Below are 18,566 nucleotides of genomic sequence, written 5' to 3' on the forward strand. Positions count from 1 at the left end.
TATCGTATATATTTGCATCCCCATTGAAGAGTAAAAAACATGACAAAAAATTAACGAGAATATTTACTCTTATTTTTTAATTTTATCGATGAGAGTTTCAATAAGTTTATTTTGAACACTAAGAAGATTAGTAATTGCGTCCTGATTCTTTAAAATTCCATTTATGAGCTCAGGTGATTCTGCATAAAAATTGGAATGTGGATTACCAATATTTTGAATACTGCAATCATTATTTGTTATATTAAAGGTAGGAACTTCCTCCAGAAGATCATTTAAGTCGATTTCATAAACTTCAGAAATCTTTAATAGGTTTTCAACAGCGGGTTTTGCCAAATGTGTTTCCCATTTATGATATGCCGGTTGTGAAATATTCAATAAATCAGCAACCTCCTGTTGCGTATATCCTTTCTTTTTACGTAGCCTGGTTAATTTAGTGCCGAGAGAAACCATAATATATATTTAATCAGACAAATTTAATGAATTTTAATATAGAAAAACTATACAAATTCATAACCAGCAGTTATTAAATTTATAACCATAAGCATTGTTGCTGAAAATCCATCACGCTATCTTGCCTAAATATTTTAAATGAAATATAATACGACATGTATTGTCGCTGACCCAAATTATCTTTGGCTTATTAACCAATTGGCTTAAAAACAGAAGGATTTAGTTTTTCATCTATCAGGGAAATCACGGGTCGTTAAAATAGGGAAAACCACATATCTCTACAGAAGAAACTAAACTAAATTTGGCGGAGCCAAAAAAACCTAAGAACTATGAAAAAAAACTTTTACAGTATACTCTTATTGTATACCGCAATTTCTTTACAGGGACAACAGGTCCTCTGGCAGAAAGACATCAAATCCTCTACCCAGGATTTTCTAAGCCAGGTTACCACTACAATGGATCAGCAGTATCTGATCACGGGAAGCTCTATCCAGAGTGACAAAGTACAACAAGCGAGCAAGCAGAACAACGGTTATGATTTTCACCTTATCAAACTAAATCAACAGGGAGAAGAAGTCTGGGAAAAATATTTTTCCGGGCAGAATCATGATTATCTCTCTGCTGCTGTTACCACACAGGATGGTGGATTTTTAATTTCTGGAACCACATTCTCCGGAAAGGGTCTTGATAAAAAGGAGGAATCTAAAGGAGGATCAGACATCTGGCTGATCAGAATCAATGAATTCGGAGATGAACTGTGGCAGAAAACGTTGGGAAGTTCTTCCGATGAAGAAGCCAGAGCAGTCATTCAAACTACCGATTTAGGATTCTTTGTTGCAGGTAATGTGCAAAACGCTGCAAAAGGCTATGGTTCTAAAGATGTCTTGATTACTCGATTGGATAAAGACGGAAAAGAATTATCCCAGCTTGTTTTAGGTGGAAAGGGTTTAGATGAAGTCGAAAAAATGATTCCAACCCGTGACGGTGGTGCATTACTCGGAATATACTCACGAAGTGATACCGGAGGTATAAAGAAAACCGAAAATTATGGAGAAGGAGATTTTTGGGTGGTAAAACTTTCTAAAGAAAATAAAGTGGAATGGGGAAAAAACTTCGGAGGAAAAGCAGATGATCACCTCAGAACATTGGCTTTAACTGCTGATGGTTTCATCATTGGAGGAGAATCCAGGTCAGAGAGATCAGGAAATAAAACTGCGGGAATAGAGGAAGGAACAGATCTTTGGCTGATTTCTCTAAATGACAAAGGCGATGAGCAGTGGCAAAAATCCTACAATTTTGGAAATCGTGACATTTTAATGGGCATGAATGTTCTTCATTCTGCAGATGACAAATCTTCAAAAGGAATTTTATTGGGTGGTTATACTCCTTCAGAGGGACGAGCGGAGAAAGAAGACAATACTTTTTGGATTCTTTACCTCGATGTAAATGGTACTGAACAATGGCGGAAACACATTACCGGAGAATCCAGGCAAAAAGAAGAAAGACTTTCCGATTTGAAGCTGAACAGAGACGGATCTATTGTTTTGGCTGGAACCAGTGCAGAAGAACTGGGTAAAGAGAACTGGAAGATCGTAAAATTGGGAGACAAACAGGTAGAGCAATTGATTGAAAAATACGACATCAAAATCTATCCCAACCCTGTATCTGATTATGCCTACGTAGAAATTGGAAGCTTATTCAAGGAGGCTGATATTATGCTGTATGATATGAGCGGAAGGCAGCTTCAAAGTATAAAGACAAAGAACAAAGTCACTAAGATTAATACCCAAGCCCTTGTTCAAGGTGCATACGTGGTAACGATCAAAACTGATAGCAATAAAACGGCGAACGCGAAATTAATTAAGAAATAAAAACACAATGAAAAGAAATATTACAAGCTTATTTTTTTGCTTGTCTATGGGCGCTGCACTTGCGCAAACTACAGGAAGCAAACAGTCCACGCTTCCCAATATCATTCCTCCATCTGCGGAGTCTTATAAATTGGGAGCCTTTGGAAATCTTCCGGTAAGCCTATTTACAGGGAATGCCAATGTAGATATACCTGTAACATCTTTTGATACCGAAAATATTAATATTCCAATCAGGCTTAATTATTTTTCCAATGGACTCAAAGTCGATGATATGAACGGTTCTACAGGACTCGGCTGGAATCTTGTTTCAGGAGGCGTGATAACCAGAGTAATAAGAGATATGCCTGATGAAGATCATCAGAGCAGTATATTGATTCCAACCAATATTGATGAACTTGGGGTAAATCATCCAACAGTAATGCAGTTCTTTCAGGATGCCTCTCTTGATGATGTAGATACGGAACAGGATTTGTATATGGCCAGTTTTGGAGGGATGCAGATCAAATTTGTCTTTGACAAAAAAGGAATCCCGGTCATTTATTCCCAAAAAGATGTTGTGATTGAGGGAACAAGCGGAGGAAATTCCTTTACCATAACGGTAGATAATGGAACCAAATATTATTTTACAGATAAGGAGACCACTTCCAACCGTACTGCCGGAGCTGGACATTCCCTTATATCCATTTCTACCACTGCCTGGTATCTGACAAAAATTGAAGATATCACCAGTGGAGAAATTGTATTTATTGAGAATGTAGATGGTGGGTATAGTGCTACTATGAGCCAGTCACAGACCCTATCTTATACCACTCCCAATGACGGACCCATGTATTCCAGTTGTGGAAACCCTGCATTTATCAGATACCCGCAGGTAAGTGAGCTAATCAGTCATAATCAGACTGTTACCGGAAAACAGATCAAAAGAATTTATAGTAATAATCCCTCTTACGGAGAAATTATTTTTGATTATCTGCAATCAGGGGGCAGCAGTGATTATAAACGATTACAGAAAGTTACAAAAAAGATTAATGGAAGTATTATTAATGATGTTACCCTTAATTACAATCTTACCGCTAATAACCGACTGTTTTTGACTTCGGTTGTGGATAGTGTTTTAAATACGACTTATGGATTTGAGTATAATCTGCCGGATTTATTTCCCCAAAGACTTGCCTTTAGTAGAGACAGCTGGGGATATTATAACGGTAATACCTCCAACACCAACCTGGTTCCTTACAAAGAGGAGGTGGCTATGTGGAGTTCATATATTGGAGCATCACAATCGGTCGTTCCGCAAAATACAGCTATTGGAATACTTCAAAAGATTGTCTATCCTACGAAAGGATCTACCGAGTTTACCTATGAAAATAATACCGCGATTGAGAAAAATGTAATGTTGAGTCCATCTGAGAGAACCGGAACTCAGATCAAAGCAACAGCTGACGATAATAATGGTCATGTTGAGAATACGACGGTTTTTACTCCGCTGAGAACAGAAGAGATCAGCTTGGGAGGAAGTGCCCAGTTTAATAGCGCGTGTGATCCGGCTGAACAGGTTACCGGAAAACACAGAGCTATTGTTAGCCTGCTAAAGCCTGGCGGACAGGCCGTACCATTGTATTATAAAACTTCAACAGGTGTTGTTACCCCTGCAGGAAATTCGGTTACTTTCCCTACTAATAATGGAGGAGGCATTTTTGCCCAAGTTCAGAAAGACGAACCTTTAACTCTTAAACTTTGGACGCTTTTTGTTTGTACCCGTTCCACCGCATCAGCGAGTTATACTACTAAAGAGGCGGTCTATGGAGACAGAGAAGCTCCTATTGGTGGATTAAGAATTGCTAAGATTACAGATGCAACAGAAAACGGGGTGGCATCTACAAGAAAATTTGTTTACCGCGATTTAAATGAACAATATACAGAAGCCGTTGTATTAAGACCTCCTGCGTTTGAGGAACAGCTCAAATTTACAAGAACCTGTTATACTGACCCTCCAGCAGGAAATATTGGTGGGCCGGTTCCTAATGGTGTTGAAAGATTTCCTTATACGATGATTACTTCTTCTAATATCAACCAGCTGTTTGCCACCCATCCTAACGTATTTTATAAAACCGTTCAGGAGATTGTAGAGGGAAAATCAAATATTATTCATAAATATTCTGTTGCTTCTGACGATTTTGGAAAAGTTCTCCGTGGAGATAATATCCGCAACTCTGTGTGGACAAATTTGGGATGGAATAATGGGCGGGAAATTTCCACCCAATATCTTGATGCAGGAGGAAGCCTGATGCGTACTGTGGAGATGAATTACGAGGAAGACAATAGCAGAAAATACCAGGTAGATGGTTATTCTATCCGAAAGAACTATGAAAATCCAATCCCGAAGAACGTTACTTATACCTGCAGCGCTGAAGATATCACAAAAATGGTTTCATATACCGCTTGTACTGCCAATCATCATCATTTTTACTCAACTTCCGATGCACTTAAAGACTGCATTGCCCCCGGAGCTAATAATGTGACAACTTATTACAAAACCAGGTGCTATGGTAAGAATGCAGGCGAAATGATCACCTATGAAGAACAATTGGATAATCTGGATATTATGCAGTACAAAAACATTTCTCATTTTGAATATTTGAAGTCCCAGAAAACAACAGATTATCTGAATGGAAATGCGATGAAAACGGAAACCCAGTATTTCTATAACAATCCAAAGCATACTCAGATCACATCACAAAAGACCATATTCCCTGATCTGTCCACTACAGAAAAAACGTATCAGTACGCCCACGAGAAAAGCAACCAGCTGATGATTGATAAGAATATGGTGGGTATTCCATTGGAAACCAAAACACAGCAAACTGTAGATAACATCACTAAAGTAACATCAAGAGAAGAAACGAGTTACCCAACCGCTCTGCCTCATGCAATTACCGGGAATTTAGTGCTTCCGTTGTCTGAATATTCTTATGATACCCTGAGCCCTACTGTTTCTTCTAAGGACGTCAACTATGAAAAATATGATGAAAAAGGAAATATTCTCCAATACAGGGAGAAAGACGGAACTCCGGTGAGTTTAGTTTGGGGATACAACAAAACCAGACCTATTGCAAAAATTGTAGGGGCATTGTACAGCCAGGTGGAAGGTTTGATGAGTACTATCGTAGCCAGATCCAATGAAGATGCAGCTGATCCAACCAAAGAAGCAGACCTGTTACTGGCTCTTGATGCCTTCCAGCCAGTAGGAATGGTAACCAAATATACCTACGATCCTTTGGTGGGGGTAACAACGATAACACCCCCATCAGGTGTTAGGGAACTCTATGTCTATGACAGTGCGAAGCGGCTGAAACAAATTCAGGTAAGAGAAAGAGATAATGCAGGAACATACAGCTTTAAGGTAGTCAAAGAATTTAAGTATAACTATAAGCAGTAAAACACCAATGAAAAAAATTAAAATTTTAGGTCTGCTGTTTACAGCGATGACGACCTATGCACAAAGTACAACAGAAAATTATATACAATCCAAAACCTGTCTAAGCGGTGACTGTACTAAGAAGACAGAGACCGTTACCTATTTCGATGGACTGGGAAGACCCAAGCAAATTGTCAGTGTAAAAGCGACCACAACAGGAAAAGATCTTGTTACTCCTATCACTTATGATGCCTTTGGAAGACAGGCTAAGGAAATTCTTCCTGTTCCCGCCAATACCCTCAATTCAGCTATCCATACCGGAATTGTAAATGAAAGTACAGCTAACTCTTATTATGGAGCAGCTAATGCCTACACAGAAAAGGAAATTGAAAATTCACCCTTAGACAGGATAAAGCAAGTGGCTCAGCCGGGTGATCCCTGGAAGATGAGCAGCGGACACACCCAAAAATTTAAATATGAGGTAAACCTTGGGACAGAGGTTAAGAAATTTATTACCAATACAACTACCAATACGGTAGGAACGGATAATAAAACCATTTCTTCGGTTTCCATAGCATCAGGAAGTGGCTTTTATGATGCAGGGATACTATACAAAAATACGGTTACCGATGAAGACGGAACTCCGGTTATTCAATTTCAAAATGGGCGCGGTGAGACGGTACTGGTACGCAGAACAGACGGAGCACAGAATATTGATACCTATTATGTCTACAACGAATACGGCCAAAAGGCATTTGTAATTCCGGCTCTGGCAGTAAAGAAGATTGAGCAGAATAATAACGTTGTTACTACAGATATTTTGAACACCTATTGCTACCAGTACCGATATGATGGACTAGACAGGCAGGTGGAAAAAAGACTTTCTGGAAGGGATGATTGGGAATCTGTGGTGTATGATGCTGCAGACCGTCCGGTGCTTACCCAGGATGTGAACCTGAAAAATAAGGGACAGTGGTTGTTGACCAAATACGATGCTTTTGGTCGTGTTGCTTACACAGGGCTTATCACCGGAGGAAGCCGGGCAGATCTACAAGGACAGATTAATAATCTTGTTATCAGCGAAACACCTACTGCTGTAGGTTTTAGCAAAAATGGGATTGTAGTTTATTATACCAACACGCTTTTTACTAATTTTCAAACTCTTCTTTCCGTTAATTATTATGACTCTTATCCAAGGGATACTAAAGAGTTCCCTCCGGCGAAAATCCTCGATCAATATGTAGTTAATGAAGATAAGGCTCTCAACGGAGGTGCCAATACCCAAGGTCTGCCCACAGCTTCTTATATAAAGAACATAGAGGATGACAACTGGACGAAAACCTATTTCTATTACAACACCAAAGGTGGAAAGGTAGCTGAAAAAACCTGGAATCATCTAGGCGGATATACCAAAAAAGAATTCAAGCTTGATTTCGCTGGTGCTGTGGATGAAAGTTATACCTATCACAAAAAAGGAAATGCAGATGCGGAAGTGGTTATCAAAGAAAGATTTGTATACGACGACCAGAAAAGGCTGCTTAAGCTCTATCATAAGGTGAACAGTCTAACAGAAGAACTTCTGGTAGAAAACACCTACAATGACCTTGGACAGCTTACTAATAAAAAGATAGGTAATACCACGGGTAGCCCTTTGCAGTCAATAGATCAGACTTACAATATCAGAGGCTGGATTACGAAAGTGAATGATCCCGCCAACTTGAACGGAAAGCTCTTTGCCTACGAGCTTAAATACCACAATCCTGTTTATTCTACAGTTTCTACAGGTAAATACAATGGGAATATTGCAGAAATAGATTGGCAGGCTGCTGATGGAGGAACATTTAGAAGATATAATTACCAGTACGATGGATTAGACCGATTAAAAAATGGGATTTATTCTGAGCCCAATGCAACGGTTCCGCAGAATAATTATTACAACGAAGTGCTGACGTATGACGTAAACGGGAATATCCAGACCCTAAAAAGAAATAGATTACTATCAAATGTGGGAGCGGTGGTGATGGATGATTTGGGGTATTCTTACACCGGAAATAGACTTACTAAGGTTAATGATACTTCTGGAAACTATGGCGGTTACCCTGACAATTCAGGAAATACAATCTCTTATGATAATAACGGGAATATGATCAGCCATATTGACAGAGGTATGTTGCAGATAGACTACAATTATCTTAATCTTCCCAACTATGTGAAATTTGATCAGAATTACGTGCCTCATGATTTAGAGGTTAATACCTACGTCAATACAAAATATCTGTATAATGCTGCAGGAGAAAAACTAAGGAAAATCTATACATATGGGACAGGTAGAATGAATTTAAAAACTGTTGAAACGACAGATTATCTGGATGGATTTCAATATTTAAATGATGTATTAAGTTTTGTTCCAACTTCAGAAGGGTATTATGATTTCGTTCAAAATAAGTATATTTACAATTATACCGATCAGGTAGGGAACATCAGACTGGCGTATTACAAAGATGCTTCCGGAAATGCAAAAATAGATAGAACAACGAACTATTATCCATTTGGGCTGGAGTTTGGCGGAGAATTGAGTACTGCCAACTCAATATCTCCAAACTACAAGTACTCTTCCCAAGGGCAGGAAAAGCAAACGGAAACAGGATGGAGTTCTTACCGTTGGAGAAATTATGATGCTGCAATGGGAAGGTTCTTTAATGTTGACCCGTTAAGTGAAAAATACGCTTATCAGTCACATTATAATTTTGCTGAGAACAGAGTCGTTGATGGTAGAGAATTAGAGGGTCTTGAATGGGTTAAGAGCACCACACTAAATGATAATGGAACAAAGACATACACATTAAATGCTACTATCAACCTTGTGAATAGATCACAAAATTTAACTCCAGAAGGTTTAGAAGCATTTAAAACGAATTTTGTTTCTCAAATGAAAGAATCATTTGGTGGGACTATGAATAATGGAGATAAAATAAAGGTGGGAAATATTAATTTTACAGATAAAGGAACTTATACAATTGCATTAACAGATCAAATTTCCACAGAACAGTCAACCACTGAACTCGATAATGGATCTGAAATTAAAGGCTATACTTTTGGAGAGAATGGAAATAGTCAAGTTAATTATATGGAAACTGTTGTATCTGGCAAGATGACACCAGCGTATGCGACACATGAAGTTGGTCATTCTTTGGGACTTAAGCATCAAAGTGATGATAGTAACAAGGTGAAAGATCAAGTAAAGACAGATAATCTAATGTTTGCTCCTCAATTTGAAATCTCTAAAAAGACAATACCAGAACAGAAACAAACTATAATAAAAAATATTCCTGATGAAAAAGCTAAGTAAAATATTTTTCTTATCATTTATTATAATATTTACCTTTAGTTGCAGTAGCAATAAAGTGAGATATACTTTTATTCCAGAAGAGAAGGATAATAAATCTATAAATGCTAATGATTTAAAACTACTTTTACATCTGTATAATGAAAAAGATATTCTTAAGAATATTCTTATTAAAACAGATAGTGGAAATGTTTTATATTCCAATGAAGGAGTATTTAAGAAGAAGACAGAATTTAAAGAATTAGAGTTGCCCAAAGACACTAAATCTCTTATTATCATTTATAATAATAAAAAGAATAGAATAGAAGTTAAGAAAAATTATAAATATCTCTATATTGAATTTAGAGGGAATGATTTATTGGAAATAGTATACACAACTGAAAAGCCAGCCTTCACTTAAAACATAAAGCCACTGCATTTGCGGTGGTTTTTATATTGTTCTGTTTTGTATTTGGAAACAGAACAAGATTATTGCAGTATTCCCAATCATATTTTAGATAACCTAAATGATTATATTGCACTATTGAAAAAGCAGAATGAAGCTTTAGAAGAGGAAAATAAGAAGCTAAAACTCAATAAGAGAAATTAAAAGCTGTTACCTTACAGCCGGAAGATATTCTGAAATAAAAATACCCCGCATTTTGCGGGGTATTTATTTTTTAGAAAGTGTATTTTTTATGAATACGCTTTTTTAGCTTTATAATCACGAATTGTAAGATCAAGAAATCGAATGATAATTTCTTGATCTTCCTCGCTCATCTCCTGAATGATCTCAAATTTTTTGAGAAGTTCTTTATCTTTAATGGTTACCGTATCATCATTTAATAAGGCATCGCTGGAAACCCCCAAGGCATCTGCAATATTTTTAAGCACATCAGCGGGAGGAATACTGCTTCCCAATTCATAACGGGAAAGGCTTTTGCTATTCACCTGAGACTTTTCTGCAAGTTCAGCTTGTGAAAACCCTTTCTGTTGTCTGTATAGCCTTATACGTTCTGCGATAGTCATAAGTGAGATTTTTAGATATTAAACATCCTATAAATGCGAATTTAAGACAAATAAAAGCAGAATAAAAATATAAATCTCACAAAAGACTTGTTTTGTATTCTCGTAATTGTTACTTTTGGGACAAATATGAGACGTGAATTTTTTTTGATTTTTTATTGATAAGAATATCAGCAATCATAAATGTATCATGTACAAACATTTTTACTCTATCATAAAAATAATTACAGAGGTACCGCGGAGAGCCCTGGGCAGGCAGAAATCTTATGATCTAAGCCTGTCCTTTTTTCAAAAGAGGAAATATCACCTATATCCGGATACCATAAAAACAGCATTCATACAATTATTTGATAAAAATATATTACCATGTTATTTACCAGAGACCATGCCAATCAGCTTACTTATGAAAATAAGATTCTGCATATCTCCGTATTGGGGGGCATCCGTTTAGAAGGATTAGACCGTTTACGGGTCACCTTAAAAATCCATCATCCTGAAACTCCGCTTGTCGCTGTACGTCACAATCTTGATCTCTACAATGATACACAGGTAGAAAAGCTGATCAGGAAAACCGCTTCGAAATTAGAAATAGGTCATTCCGTGATAGAAGCCTTCATTAATGAACTGATAGAAGAACTGGAAAAGTACAGGCTGGAGCAGATAGAAAACCAAAACAGTAAAGCTGAAGTAAAACTGCTGTCAGAAGAAGAAACGAGGGAATCACAGACATTTTTACAATCCGAAAACCTTTTGGAGCGTACCAATGAGTTAATTGGTGAAAGCGGAATGATAGGCGAAGAAATTAACAGGTTAATCATGTATCTTATATTCACCAGCAGGAAGCGTGATCATCCCCTGCACGTGGTGAGCCTGGGGAGCAGTGGAACGGGAAAAACCCATTTGCAGGAATCCATTGGAAACCTGATCCCGGAGGAAGAGAAGCTCGAAATCACCACCTTGTCAGAAAACGCATTTTATTACTTCGGCCAGCAGGAACTCAAAAACAAACTTATCTTAATAGAAGATCTGGACGGTGTTTTACAGGCATTATATCCGCTTAGAGAATTACAATCTAAAAAGAAAATATCCAAAACCATCGCTTTTAAAAACAGCAAAGGAGAAACCAAAAGCATCCCTATTACCGTAGAAGGTCCGGTATGTGTAGCAGGCTGTACCACACAGGAAAGCATTTACGAAGATAACGCCAACAGGAGCTTTTTGCTTTATCTTGATGAAAGCCCGGAGCAGGACGAGCGTATTATGGAATACCAAAGGAAACTATCTGCAGGGAGGATAGATACAACCCATAAACAAAATGCCATAAGAATATTACAGAACAGCCAGAGGCTATTGGAGAATATAAAGGTCATTAATCCTTATGCAGAATATTTACAGCTTCCCAAAGAAATACTGAAACCCAGAAGAACCAACGCCCACTACCTGCAATTTATAGAAGTAGTCACCTATTACAGCCAATACCAAAGAGAGAGAAAAGTAGATCAGTCCACAGGAGAAGAATACATAGAAACTACGATAGAAGATATAAAAAATGCCAACCAATTACTGAAAGAAGTACTCATACGGAAAAGTGATTTACTCACCGGAAACAGCAGAAACCAACTAGAGAAATTTAAAGACAGTTTGGAGAATTTAGGACATTCTTTTACCAATCTTCAGTTACGTTATATACTGAAAGTCACCAAAACCACGGCACAGCGCTATTTAAACCAATGGCAGGAAATAGGGCTGATCAAAAAAATGCAGAACAAAGAAACGCAAACTTATTACTATCAATTGATTGATGAAAACGAATACAGGAATCTGGAAGCAAGCATTAACGAGGTTATGGAAAATGCATTATTACAGATGGAAAACCGAAACACCGGAACATACCGAAACACTAGTATAGATGTGTCGGGTAAAGCCCCAATAGAAAAGCAAACTCAACAACCGAAACAGCGAAACACTAAAAAGAATAACCGGACTGAAAAATGAAAACCTTAGCATTACACAATACAAGATATGTGTATTTAGAAAAAGCCTTTGGAGAATGGCTCTCCACATTGGGGTATTCTAAAATGTCTGCATATAACTTACCGCATTATGTAAGAGAATTTTTACACTTTTTGGAAGAACGCAAGATTAGTGATCTTACCGGATTGTCTTCTAAATACATCAGGGAATATTATTTTTATTTAACAACAAGAAAAAATTACAGAAAAGAGGGCGCTTTAAGCAGCGGCTATATCAACGGACAGTTTCTGGCACTGGATAAGTTCTTTGAGTTCCTGTATCATAAAGGGATGAAAAACCTTCCTTCCCTTCATCTGAAAAGACTGCAAAGCGAAAACCTAAAAAAAGAAATACTGACTATTGACGAAATAAAAGAATTGTACAAAGCATCCGAGGAGCAGGAATATATGACAGAGAAACAAGAGGCTCTGAATTATCAGGATAAAGTATTATTATCCGTTTATTATGCCTGCGGGCTTAGGAGAAGCGAGGGCATCGCCTTATGTATAGAAGATATCAACCTCGATACCCGAATCCTCCATGTAAAAAAAGGAAAAGGCGGAAAACAAAGATTAATCCCTTTCAGTCCATCTGTAAAAGAATGCTTTACCCTTTGGATTTATGAATACAGGATGCTTATTGCAAAAGACAAGACAGAATCCCGTTTGTTACTCAACCGCTACGGAAAACCTACAACAGGCGAGCTGATGAATAAAAGGCTGGCCAGTCTGATTACAAAAACAGAAAATCCCAAACTCAAAGAAAAACACATTACCCTGCATGGACTCAGGCACTCTATAGCTACCCATCTATTGGCAGGTGGAATGGATATACAGAAGGTACAAAAATTTTTAGGGCATACCAGTTTAGACACTACCCAGATCTATACCCACTTAGCCGAAGAAACCGAAAGCTCGATGTAGCCAATTTGAAAAGAAAACCCAATATCCTATGTCAGATTTTAAATCCTATTTAAGACAAAACGGCTTAGCCAAAAGTACAATAGAGCACTATTATATACTGGCTATGGAATTTATTACTTTTTTAGACCGGGATCATACAGAAACAGAGAACTGCACAGAAAAAGAAATCCTCTCTTATATCCGGCTATTACAGGCAAGAAATACCATACAGGAAACCATACAGATAAAAATGTTTGCCCTGAAGCACTTTTTTAATTACCAGATAGAAAAAGGAATACGGGACAGTAATCCGGTTAAGAATATCAAAATAAAGACCCATAGAAAACAGAATATTTACCCGGTATTATCTTCACAGGAACTGCAAGACCTTTACCATGGTTATGATACAGAAAAACCAGCCCTTCGTAATATAAAAAATAAGATCCTCCACTATTATCGATTATGCAGAAAACGTAATAAAGCTATCCTGGGCATCCTGCTTTATCAGGGAGCTACTACCGCGGAGATCAAAAGGATACAAGTACAGGATATAGACATCAGAAAAGGAACTATAGACATCAGGGGTGGGAAAATGGGAAAAGACAGAACCTTAGAACTCAAATCCCACCAGATCGTAGACCTTATGGAGTACCTCTACACTACAAGAAAAGAACTCTTAAAATGCCAGCCTGAAGAAACAGAAATTTTGTTTTTAAGCACCCCCATCAGAGGACAAAACAAGGTTGAAACAGAAGAACCGCTGAATATATTTAACAAAATATTACAAGAACTGAAGATGCAAAATCCTAAGCTTATAAATCTACAGCAAATACGGGTATCGGTCATTGTTAACTGGTTAAAGAAATACAATTTAAGACAGGTACAGTACAAAGCAGGGCACCGGAATATTTATTCTACAGAATCCTACTTAAAGAATGATGCTCAGGAACTTCAGGCCGAGATAGACAAATACCATCCGCTAGGGTAAAAAACTAATTTTGTTCATACTCAAATACACCAATTATTTTACTGTTATAATGAAATTTAACAGGTCGGTCTGTTGATGAAACTTTACAAATAATCAGATAAATAATAGTTAATGCAAGAACTATAGAGATCAATACGGAGATAATATTCTTTTTCATAGTGGTAATAATTTATATGACAAAGATTATGAATAGAAGTGAATGTTTTCTATAAAAGCCGTGCGGAAAATAAATGTTTTAACGTGTTGTAAATTAAATAATTACAAGTGCTTGCGTAAAATTCTATTCGTAAATCATAAGCTCCAACGTTTGCATTTTGAGTTAAATATCCCGCCCCCAGCCACAAAAAAGACATTTTGCGCTCATTCTTTTCCTGAACTTCCCTAGGCTTTAATGCCCCAGCAAATTACATAATAAAATTATACGTGCATCCCCCGCAAAACGTTGCCCTCCACTCCGTAAACTTCGCTTCTGGCAAGCCCCTCGGCACCTATAATTTGACATTATGTAAAATGCTTCCCTACGCTTCGTGCATGGCAACTCCGCTTCCAACGCTTTTAGCCAACATCTTTCCCGAATCTTTCCAGCACCGAAAAATACCTTTTTCTTCCGCGCTTCAACCACCCGAAATAAGGAAAAATGCGCCCGCCCTGAATCGCAGTTGAACTGGAGGTATGTTAAAGGATGTGGATTTGTGGATAAAGCCAGGGCTTCTGCCTTCGTTATTTTACCCACAAGTCCACATCTACAACAACAGCGACAACAATACCACCGAAACCACAAAATAAATCGAAAGAAAGTATATATTTGTAAAATAATAGCCCACTTGGCAGGGTGGGCTATTGGAAATGAAATCGTTAAAGTGATTGCGCTACTATTGTTCGCGGTCACTTTTTTACTTCCCTGTATTCTTAGAAACAATAACAAAAGCCGTCATTGCTAAAATAATCAGTAGAAGCATCCCTAGAAAAAGAATATTACTCTCCATGTCACAAATATAATATCATGTTTTATAAAAAATAGGTTTGCTAAAACCTTTGTGTAATAATACCGTGGTTATTAAAAACAAAATAAAAAATCTCTCTATCAAAATCATTTAATACAGCAAATAAAAACATTGTCTGCTTACAAACAAAGTTATTTTTGCACGAGTTACTTATATTTTGACCCGCTATAACACTATTTTAGCTTTAACATATTTATCTAGTAACTCTATCAGTATTTTATCCTTGTAAAACATCATCTTTAAACCTCCTGCAAAGAAAAATATTGTCTGTTAAACCTTAACTACTATTTTTGACATTAATTACTTTTTATCTAAAAAAATAGGGAAAACCCCATTTTTGGATTAACTGAAAAAGTATATTTTTGAAAGTTGGGTAAGCGAAGACGTTCATGAACAATTAAAAATTAGCCCATAAAGAAACCCATTAGCCTGTTGAAATTTGGCTGAAACAATTATATTTACAATTATACCGATCAGGTAGGGAACATCAGACTGGCGTATTACAAAGATGCTTCCGGAAACCTGAAAATTGACAGAACCAACCATTACTATCCTTTTGGACTAGAGTTTGGAGGAGAGTTGAGTACTGCTGTTTCAATAACACCAAACTATAAATATTCTAGCCAGGGACAGGAAAAACAAACTGAAACAGGATGGAGTTCTTTTAAATGGAGGAACTATGATGCTGCGATGGGGAGGTTCTTTAATGTTGACCCACTAAGTGAAAAATACAATACCTGGTCAACCTATGCTTTCAGTGGAAATAGAGTAGTTGATGCAAGAGAGTTGGAGGGATTGGAACCTCACGTGTTATTTAATACCAGAGAAAATGCTGCAGCAAATTTTGGACAACAATATAATGGAAAGTCAATATTAAATAAACGTGAAATAGGAGCAGTGATTTACTTTAAATATGTGGATGGTAAAAAGTATTATGCTTATAATAATCCTACAACAGGTGAAGCTCATGGTATTCCACAAGGTCTAAATATGAAACTACCAAAAGGTGCAGCTGCTTCCGCTTATATTCATGCCCATGGTAATGAAGACAAAGAGTATGATGATGAAAATTTTTCAGGAGATGCAAGTGGTGGTGGAGATAAAGGGGTTGCAAACAATCTTGGATTAGATGCTTTTCTTGTAACTCCTGGAGGCCAATTAAAATATTATGATTTAAGTTCTGATACAGAAAAAACATTAAGAACAAATATGCCAAGTGATCCTACTTCACCAGAAAGAAAGAATAGAATTAATCCTATAGAAAACCCTAGACCTTCTTTAGGAGACTATAGGGCTAAACCTAAACCTTTTCCTAAATTGGATCCTATTTCTGATTATCTTCCCAAACCTGTTTTAGATGATGGTTTAAAATCAATAGAAGCTATGAGGCAAAATCGAGAACAGACACCATCGATAGATCGAAAACAATTACCACGTCACCAATAAATAATTTAAAATGAAATATTATAGTTTTATATTGCTATTTTCCCTTGCTTGTTGTGAGCAACGAATATCTAATAAAAGTGAAAATAACATTACTGATAAAGAGATTGCAATTTCTGTAGCTGAAAAAAAATGGAATGAAGTTTATGGAAAATCAGCCATAAATGAACAAAAACCGTTCGTTGCAGAAAGGAAGAATGATAGTATTTGGACTGTGCATGGGAGTTTTCCTAAACCACCAGTAATAGGAGGTGTTGCTTATGCAGAAGTAAATGTAAAAACTAAAGAAGTGATTAAATATACCCATGGAGAGTAAAAATAGTCCCAAACAAAAAGAGGTTTGAAAGCGTAATTGCATTGGAGCCTGTAGAAAGATATAAATACTTTATAAAAAAAGTAGCTGATTCTGAATTTTTTTATACTCTCACAGATGATAACGGGGATTACGTAGTATCAAAAATTAACGACGAAGAATTATTTCCTTTATGGAGTGCGAAGGAATATGCAGAACTTTGTAAAGTTAGTGGATGGGAAAATTGTCAAGTTAAAAAGCTGGACTTGGATGATCTTGAAGATGAAATTATTGATTTTATTGCTGATCATGGTTATTTAATTAATGTCTTTCCAGTTTTTGATAAAACGGGATTCGTGGTTGATCTAACAGAGTTCTCTAAGGATTTGAGCGAGGAGTTGAAGAATTATGGATAAGTAAGTCATTAATAGTAACTATCTGAAATTTAAACATAATTAAATATCCAGAATTATAGAAATTCTTGAACCCTTACGGTAATAATTAAAGAAAGTGTCTTAAAATGGACACTTTCTTTTTAAGATTATCTCAAAAAAGTACAGTTAACTAAAAAATATGATAAGATACAAAGGAATTGAAATAATCGTAAATGATAGTACTTATGTTGAAACTAAAGAGCTAAATACTTATCTGGATAAAGAAATAAGAGTTGTAATTGGTGAAAATCAACCCGAAAACTACATAGAGGTTATTAAATATATTATAGATTATATTGTAGATAGTAAACCTGCTATTTCTGAAAACCAAAATATCGGCTACTATTCATGGCTTTTACAATTTAGACTGGATGAAGATAATTGCTATGATCTATATGAAGCAAACGCTGACGGCAGCGATTTTAATAAAGGTTGTGATACGGCAATTTCGGTTGTTAGACAGCAAGGAGAAATATGTTGGCAACAAAATCTTATTCCTCTTTTTCCAAACTTCAACCAGTCAGTTGTTATATCAGATGGTGTTTATGAAGGAAAAGATATCGAAGGAATCAGATATGACTCACCTCAAGATGAGAGTGGATGGTACCTTATCACGGATGACTATAATGACGATATTAAGTCATTAAAAATGGTGCATTTTTATCATGTTGCTTTTGCTCGTCCTGATATTTTAAAGTATTTAGCCATACCATTTGGATACAGATTTATCATGAAAGAAGGAAATATTGGAATATATAAGGATGAGGAGGAGTAACTCCCAATTAGAATGATATCATTAAAAGAAAGTTTGTAAATGTTTTGCTTACTTAGGGTATTATTTTTAATACCCTAAATTTTAAATGCCAATACTACTTATAAAATTACAGGAGAAAATATGAACAGCAATTATATTGATAGTGTCTTTCAAATGGTTAGATTCAATGAATTAGAAAACCTAAAGAAAATTGTAAATGAAACGAATGTAAATAGATTCGTGAATGAATATAAACAAAACCTTCTTCATGAAGCGGTTGCTTATGATGCATTAGAAATTTTGAATTATCTTTTATCTTGTAATATCAATATTAACAAACAAGATGATGAGGGTAAAACGCCTTTGCACTATAGTGTAGATCATAATAATTATAAGTTTACTAAATTGTTATTAAATGCTAAAGGAATAGTGAAAGATATTAAAGATCAATATGGGAATAATGCAATGTGGGTTGCTGTTTTTAACGCAGATGGTGACTATAATATTGTTAAACTTCTAAAAGAATATGAAATTGATTCAACGTCTAAAAATAACAGTGATAGATCCCCATTAGATCTTGCGAAACAGTTTGATGATGAAGAAATGATTAAAATTCTTACTTCTTAATTATAGATATAAAGAAATT

Annotated in this window: 14 protein-coding genes; 12 read left to right on the plus strand and 2 right to left on the minus strand. The window is 36.3% G+C overall.

Features of this window, described 5'->3' with window-relative positions; all coding sequences use genetic code 11:
* Positions 1-69: 69 nt before the first annotated feature.
* Entirely contained in the window at positions 70-450 is a 381-nt protein-coding gene (locus CHRYMOREF3P_RS23475; RefSeq protein ID WP_180565651.1) for a helix-turn-helix domain-containing protein, read from the minus strand.
* Between the two features lie 329 nt (positions 451-779).
* Here CHRYMOREF3P_RS23475 and CHRYMOREF3P_RS23480 point away from each other — a divergent pair, with 329 nt between their 5' ends.
* From CHRYMOREF3P_RS23480 to CHRYMOREF3P_RS23495, 4 genes are read left to right on the plus strand one after another with little or no spacing between them, the layout of a single operon-like run.
* Positions 780-2,321 (plus strand): T9SS type A sorting domain-containing protein, encoded by a 1,542-nt coding sequence (locus CHRYMOREF3P_RS23480; RefSeq protein WP_180565652.1) that lies wholly within the window; start codon positions 780-782, stop codon positions 2,319-2,321.
* 7 nt (positions 2,322-2,328) lie between these two features.
* The gene (locus CHRYMOREF3P_RS23485; protein WP_180565653.1) at positions 2,329-5,760 is read left to right on the plus strand and encodes a hypothetical protein; all 3,432 of its coding nucleotides are present in this window, start codon (positions 2,329-2,331) and stop codon (positions 5,758-5,760) included.
* 7 nt (positions 5,761-5,767) lie between these two features.
* A complete protein-coding gene (locus CHRYMOREF3P_RS23490) occupies positions 5,768-9,088 on the plus strand; it encodes a DUF6443 domain-containing protein (protein WP_180565654.1) in 3,321 nt (1,106 codons plus the stop codon).
* Positions 9,072-9,485, plus strand: coding sequence for a hypothetical protein (locus CHRYMOREF3P_RS23495; RefSeq protein WP_180565655.1), 414 nt, complete (start codon positions 9,072-9,074; stop codon positions 9,483-9,485). Before CHRYMOREF3P_RS23490 ends, CHRYMOREF3P_RS23495 begins: the two co-directional genes overlap by 17 nt.
* A 275-nt stretch (positions 9,486-9,760) precedes the next feature.
* Here CHRYMOREF3P_RS23495 and CHRYMOREF3P_RS23500 read toward each other — a convergent pair whose 3' ends face one another.
* Positions 9,761-10,093: a helix-turn-helix domain-containing protein gene (locus CHRYMOREF3P_RS23500; RefSeq protein WP_180565656.1), complete on the minus strand. Its 333-nt coding sequence runs from the start codon at positions 10,091-10,093 to the stop codon at positions 9,761-9,763.
* A gap of 363 nt (positions 10,094-10,456) precedes the next feature.
* On the opposite strand from CHRYMOREF3P_RS23500, the gene CHRYMOREF3P_RS24225 reads away from it, so the two are divergent.
* The 8 genes from CHRYMOREF3P_RS24225 to CHRYMOREF3P_RS23540 all read left to right on the plus strand — a co-directional run bounded on the left by CHRYMOREF3P_RS24225 (position 10,457) and on the right by CHRYMOREF3P_RS23540 (position 18,547).
* Positions 10,457-12,085 (plus strand): hypothetical protein, encoded by a 1,629-nt coding sequence (locus CHRYMOREF3P_RS24225; RefSeq protein WP_180565657.1) that lies wholly within the window; start codon positions 10,457-10,459, stop codon positions 12,083-12,085.
* The gene (locus tag CHRYMOREF3P_RS23510) at positions 12,082-13,026 is read left to right on the plus strand and encodes a tyrosine-type recombinase/integrase (protein ID WP_180565658.1); all 945 of its coding nucleotides are present in this window, start codon (positions 12,082-12,084) and stop codon (positions 13,024-13,026) included. Before CHRYMOREF3P_RS24225 ends, CHRYMOREF3P_RS23510 begins: the two co-directional genes overlap by 4 nt.
* A gap of 28 nt (positions 13,027-13,054) precedes the next feature.
* The gene (locus CHRYMOREF3P_RS23515) at positions 13,055-13,993 is read left to right on the plus strand and encodes a tyrosine-type recombinase/integrase (protein ID WP_180565659.1); all 939 of its coding nucleotides are present in this window, start codon (positions 13,055-13,057) and stop codon (positions 13,991-13,993) included.
* A gap of 1,532 nt (positions 13,994-15,525) precedes the next feature.
* Positions 15,526-16,443, plus strand: a complete 918-nt coding sequence (locus tag CHRYMOREF3P_RS23520) for a DUF4329 domain-containing protein (protein WP_262889628.1) — start codon at positions 15,526-15,528, stop codon at positions 16,441-16,443.
* 10 nt (positions 16,444-16,453) lie between these two features.
* Entirely contained in the window at positions 16,454-16,756 is a 303-nt protein-coding gene (locus CHRYMOREF3P_RS23525) for an NTF2 fold immunity protein (protein ID WP_180565661.1), read from the plus strand.
* A gap of 41 nt (positions 16,757-16,797) precedes the next feature.
* Positions 16,798-17,148 (plus strand): DUF2750 domain-containing protein, encoded by a 351-nt coding sequence (locus tag CHRYMOREF3P_RS23530; protein WP_232539092.1) that lies wholly within the window; start codon positions 16,798-16,800, stop codon positions 17,146-17,148.
* A gap of 157 nt (positions 17,149-17,305) precedes the next feature.
* On the plus strand, positions 17,306-17,941 hold the full coding sequence (locus CHRYMOREF3P_RS23535) for a hypothetical protein (RefSeq protein WP_180565662.1): 636 nt from the start codon (positions 17,306-17,308) through the stop codon (positions 17,939-17,941).
* A 120-nt stretch (positions 17,942-18,061) separates the two neighbouring features.
* Positions 18,062-18,547, plus strand: coding sequence for an ankyrin repeat domain-containing protein (locus CHRYMOREF3P_RS23540; protein ID WP_180565663.1), 486 nt, complete (start codon positions 18,062-18,064; stop codon positions 18,545-18,547).
* The last annotated feature ends 19 nt before the right edge of the window (positions 18,548-18,566 follow it).

It is taken from the genome of Chryseobacterium sp. JV274 (assembly GCF_903969135.1).
GTDB lineage: Bacteria > Bacteroidota > Bacteroidia > Flavobacteriales > Weeksellaceae > Chryseobacterium.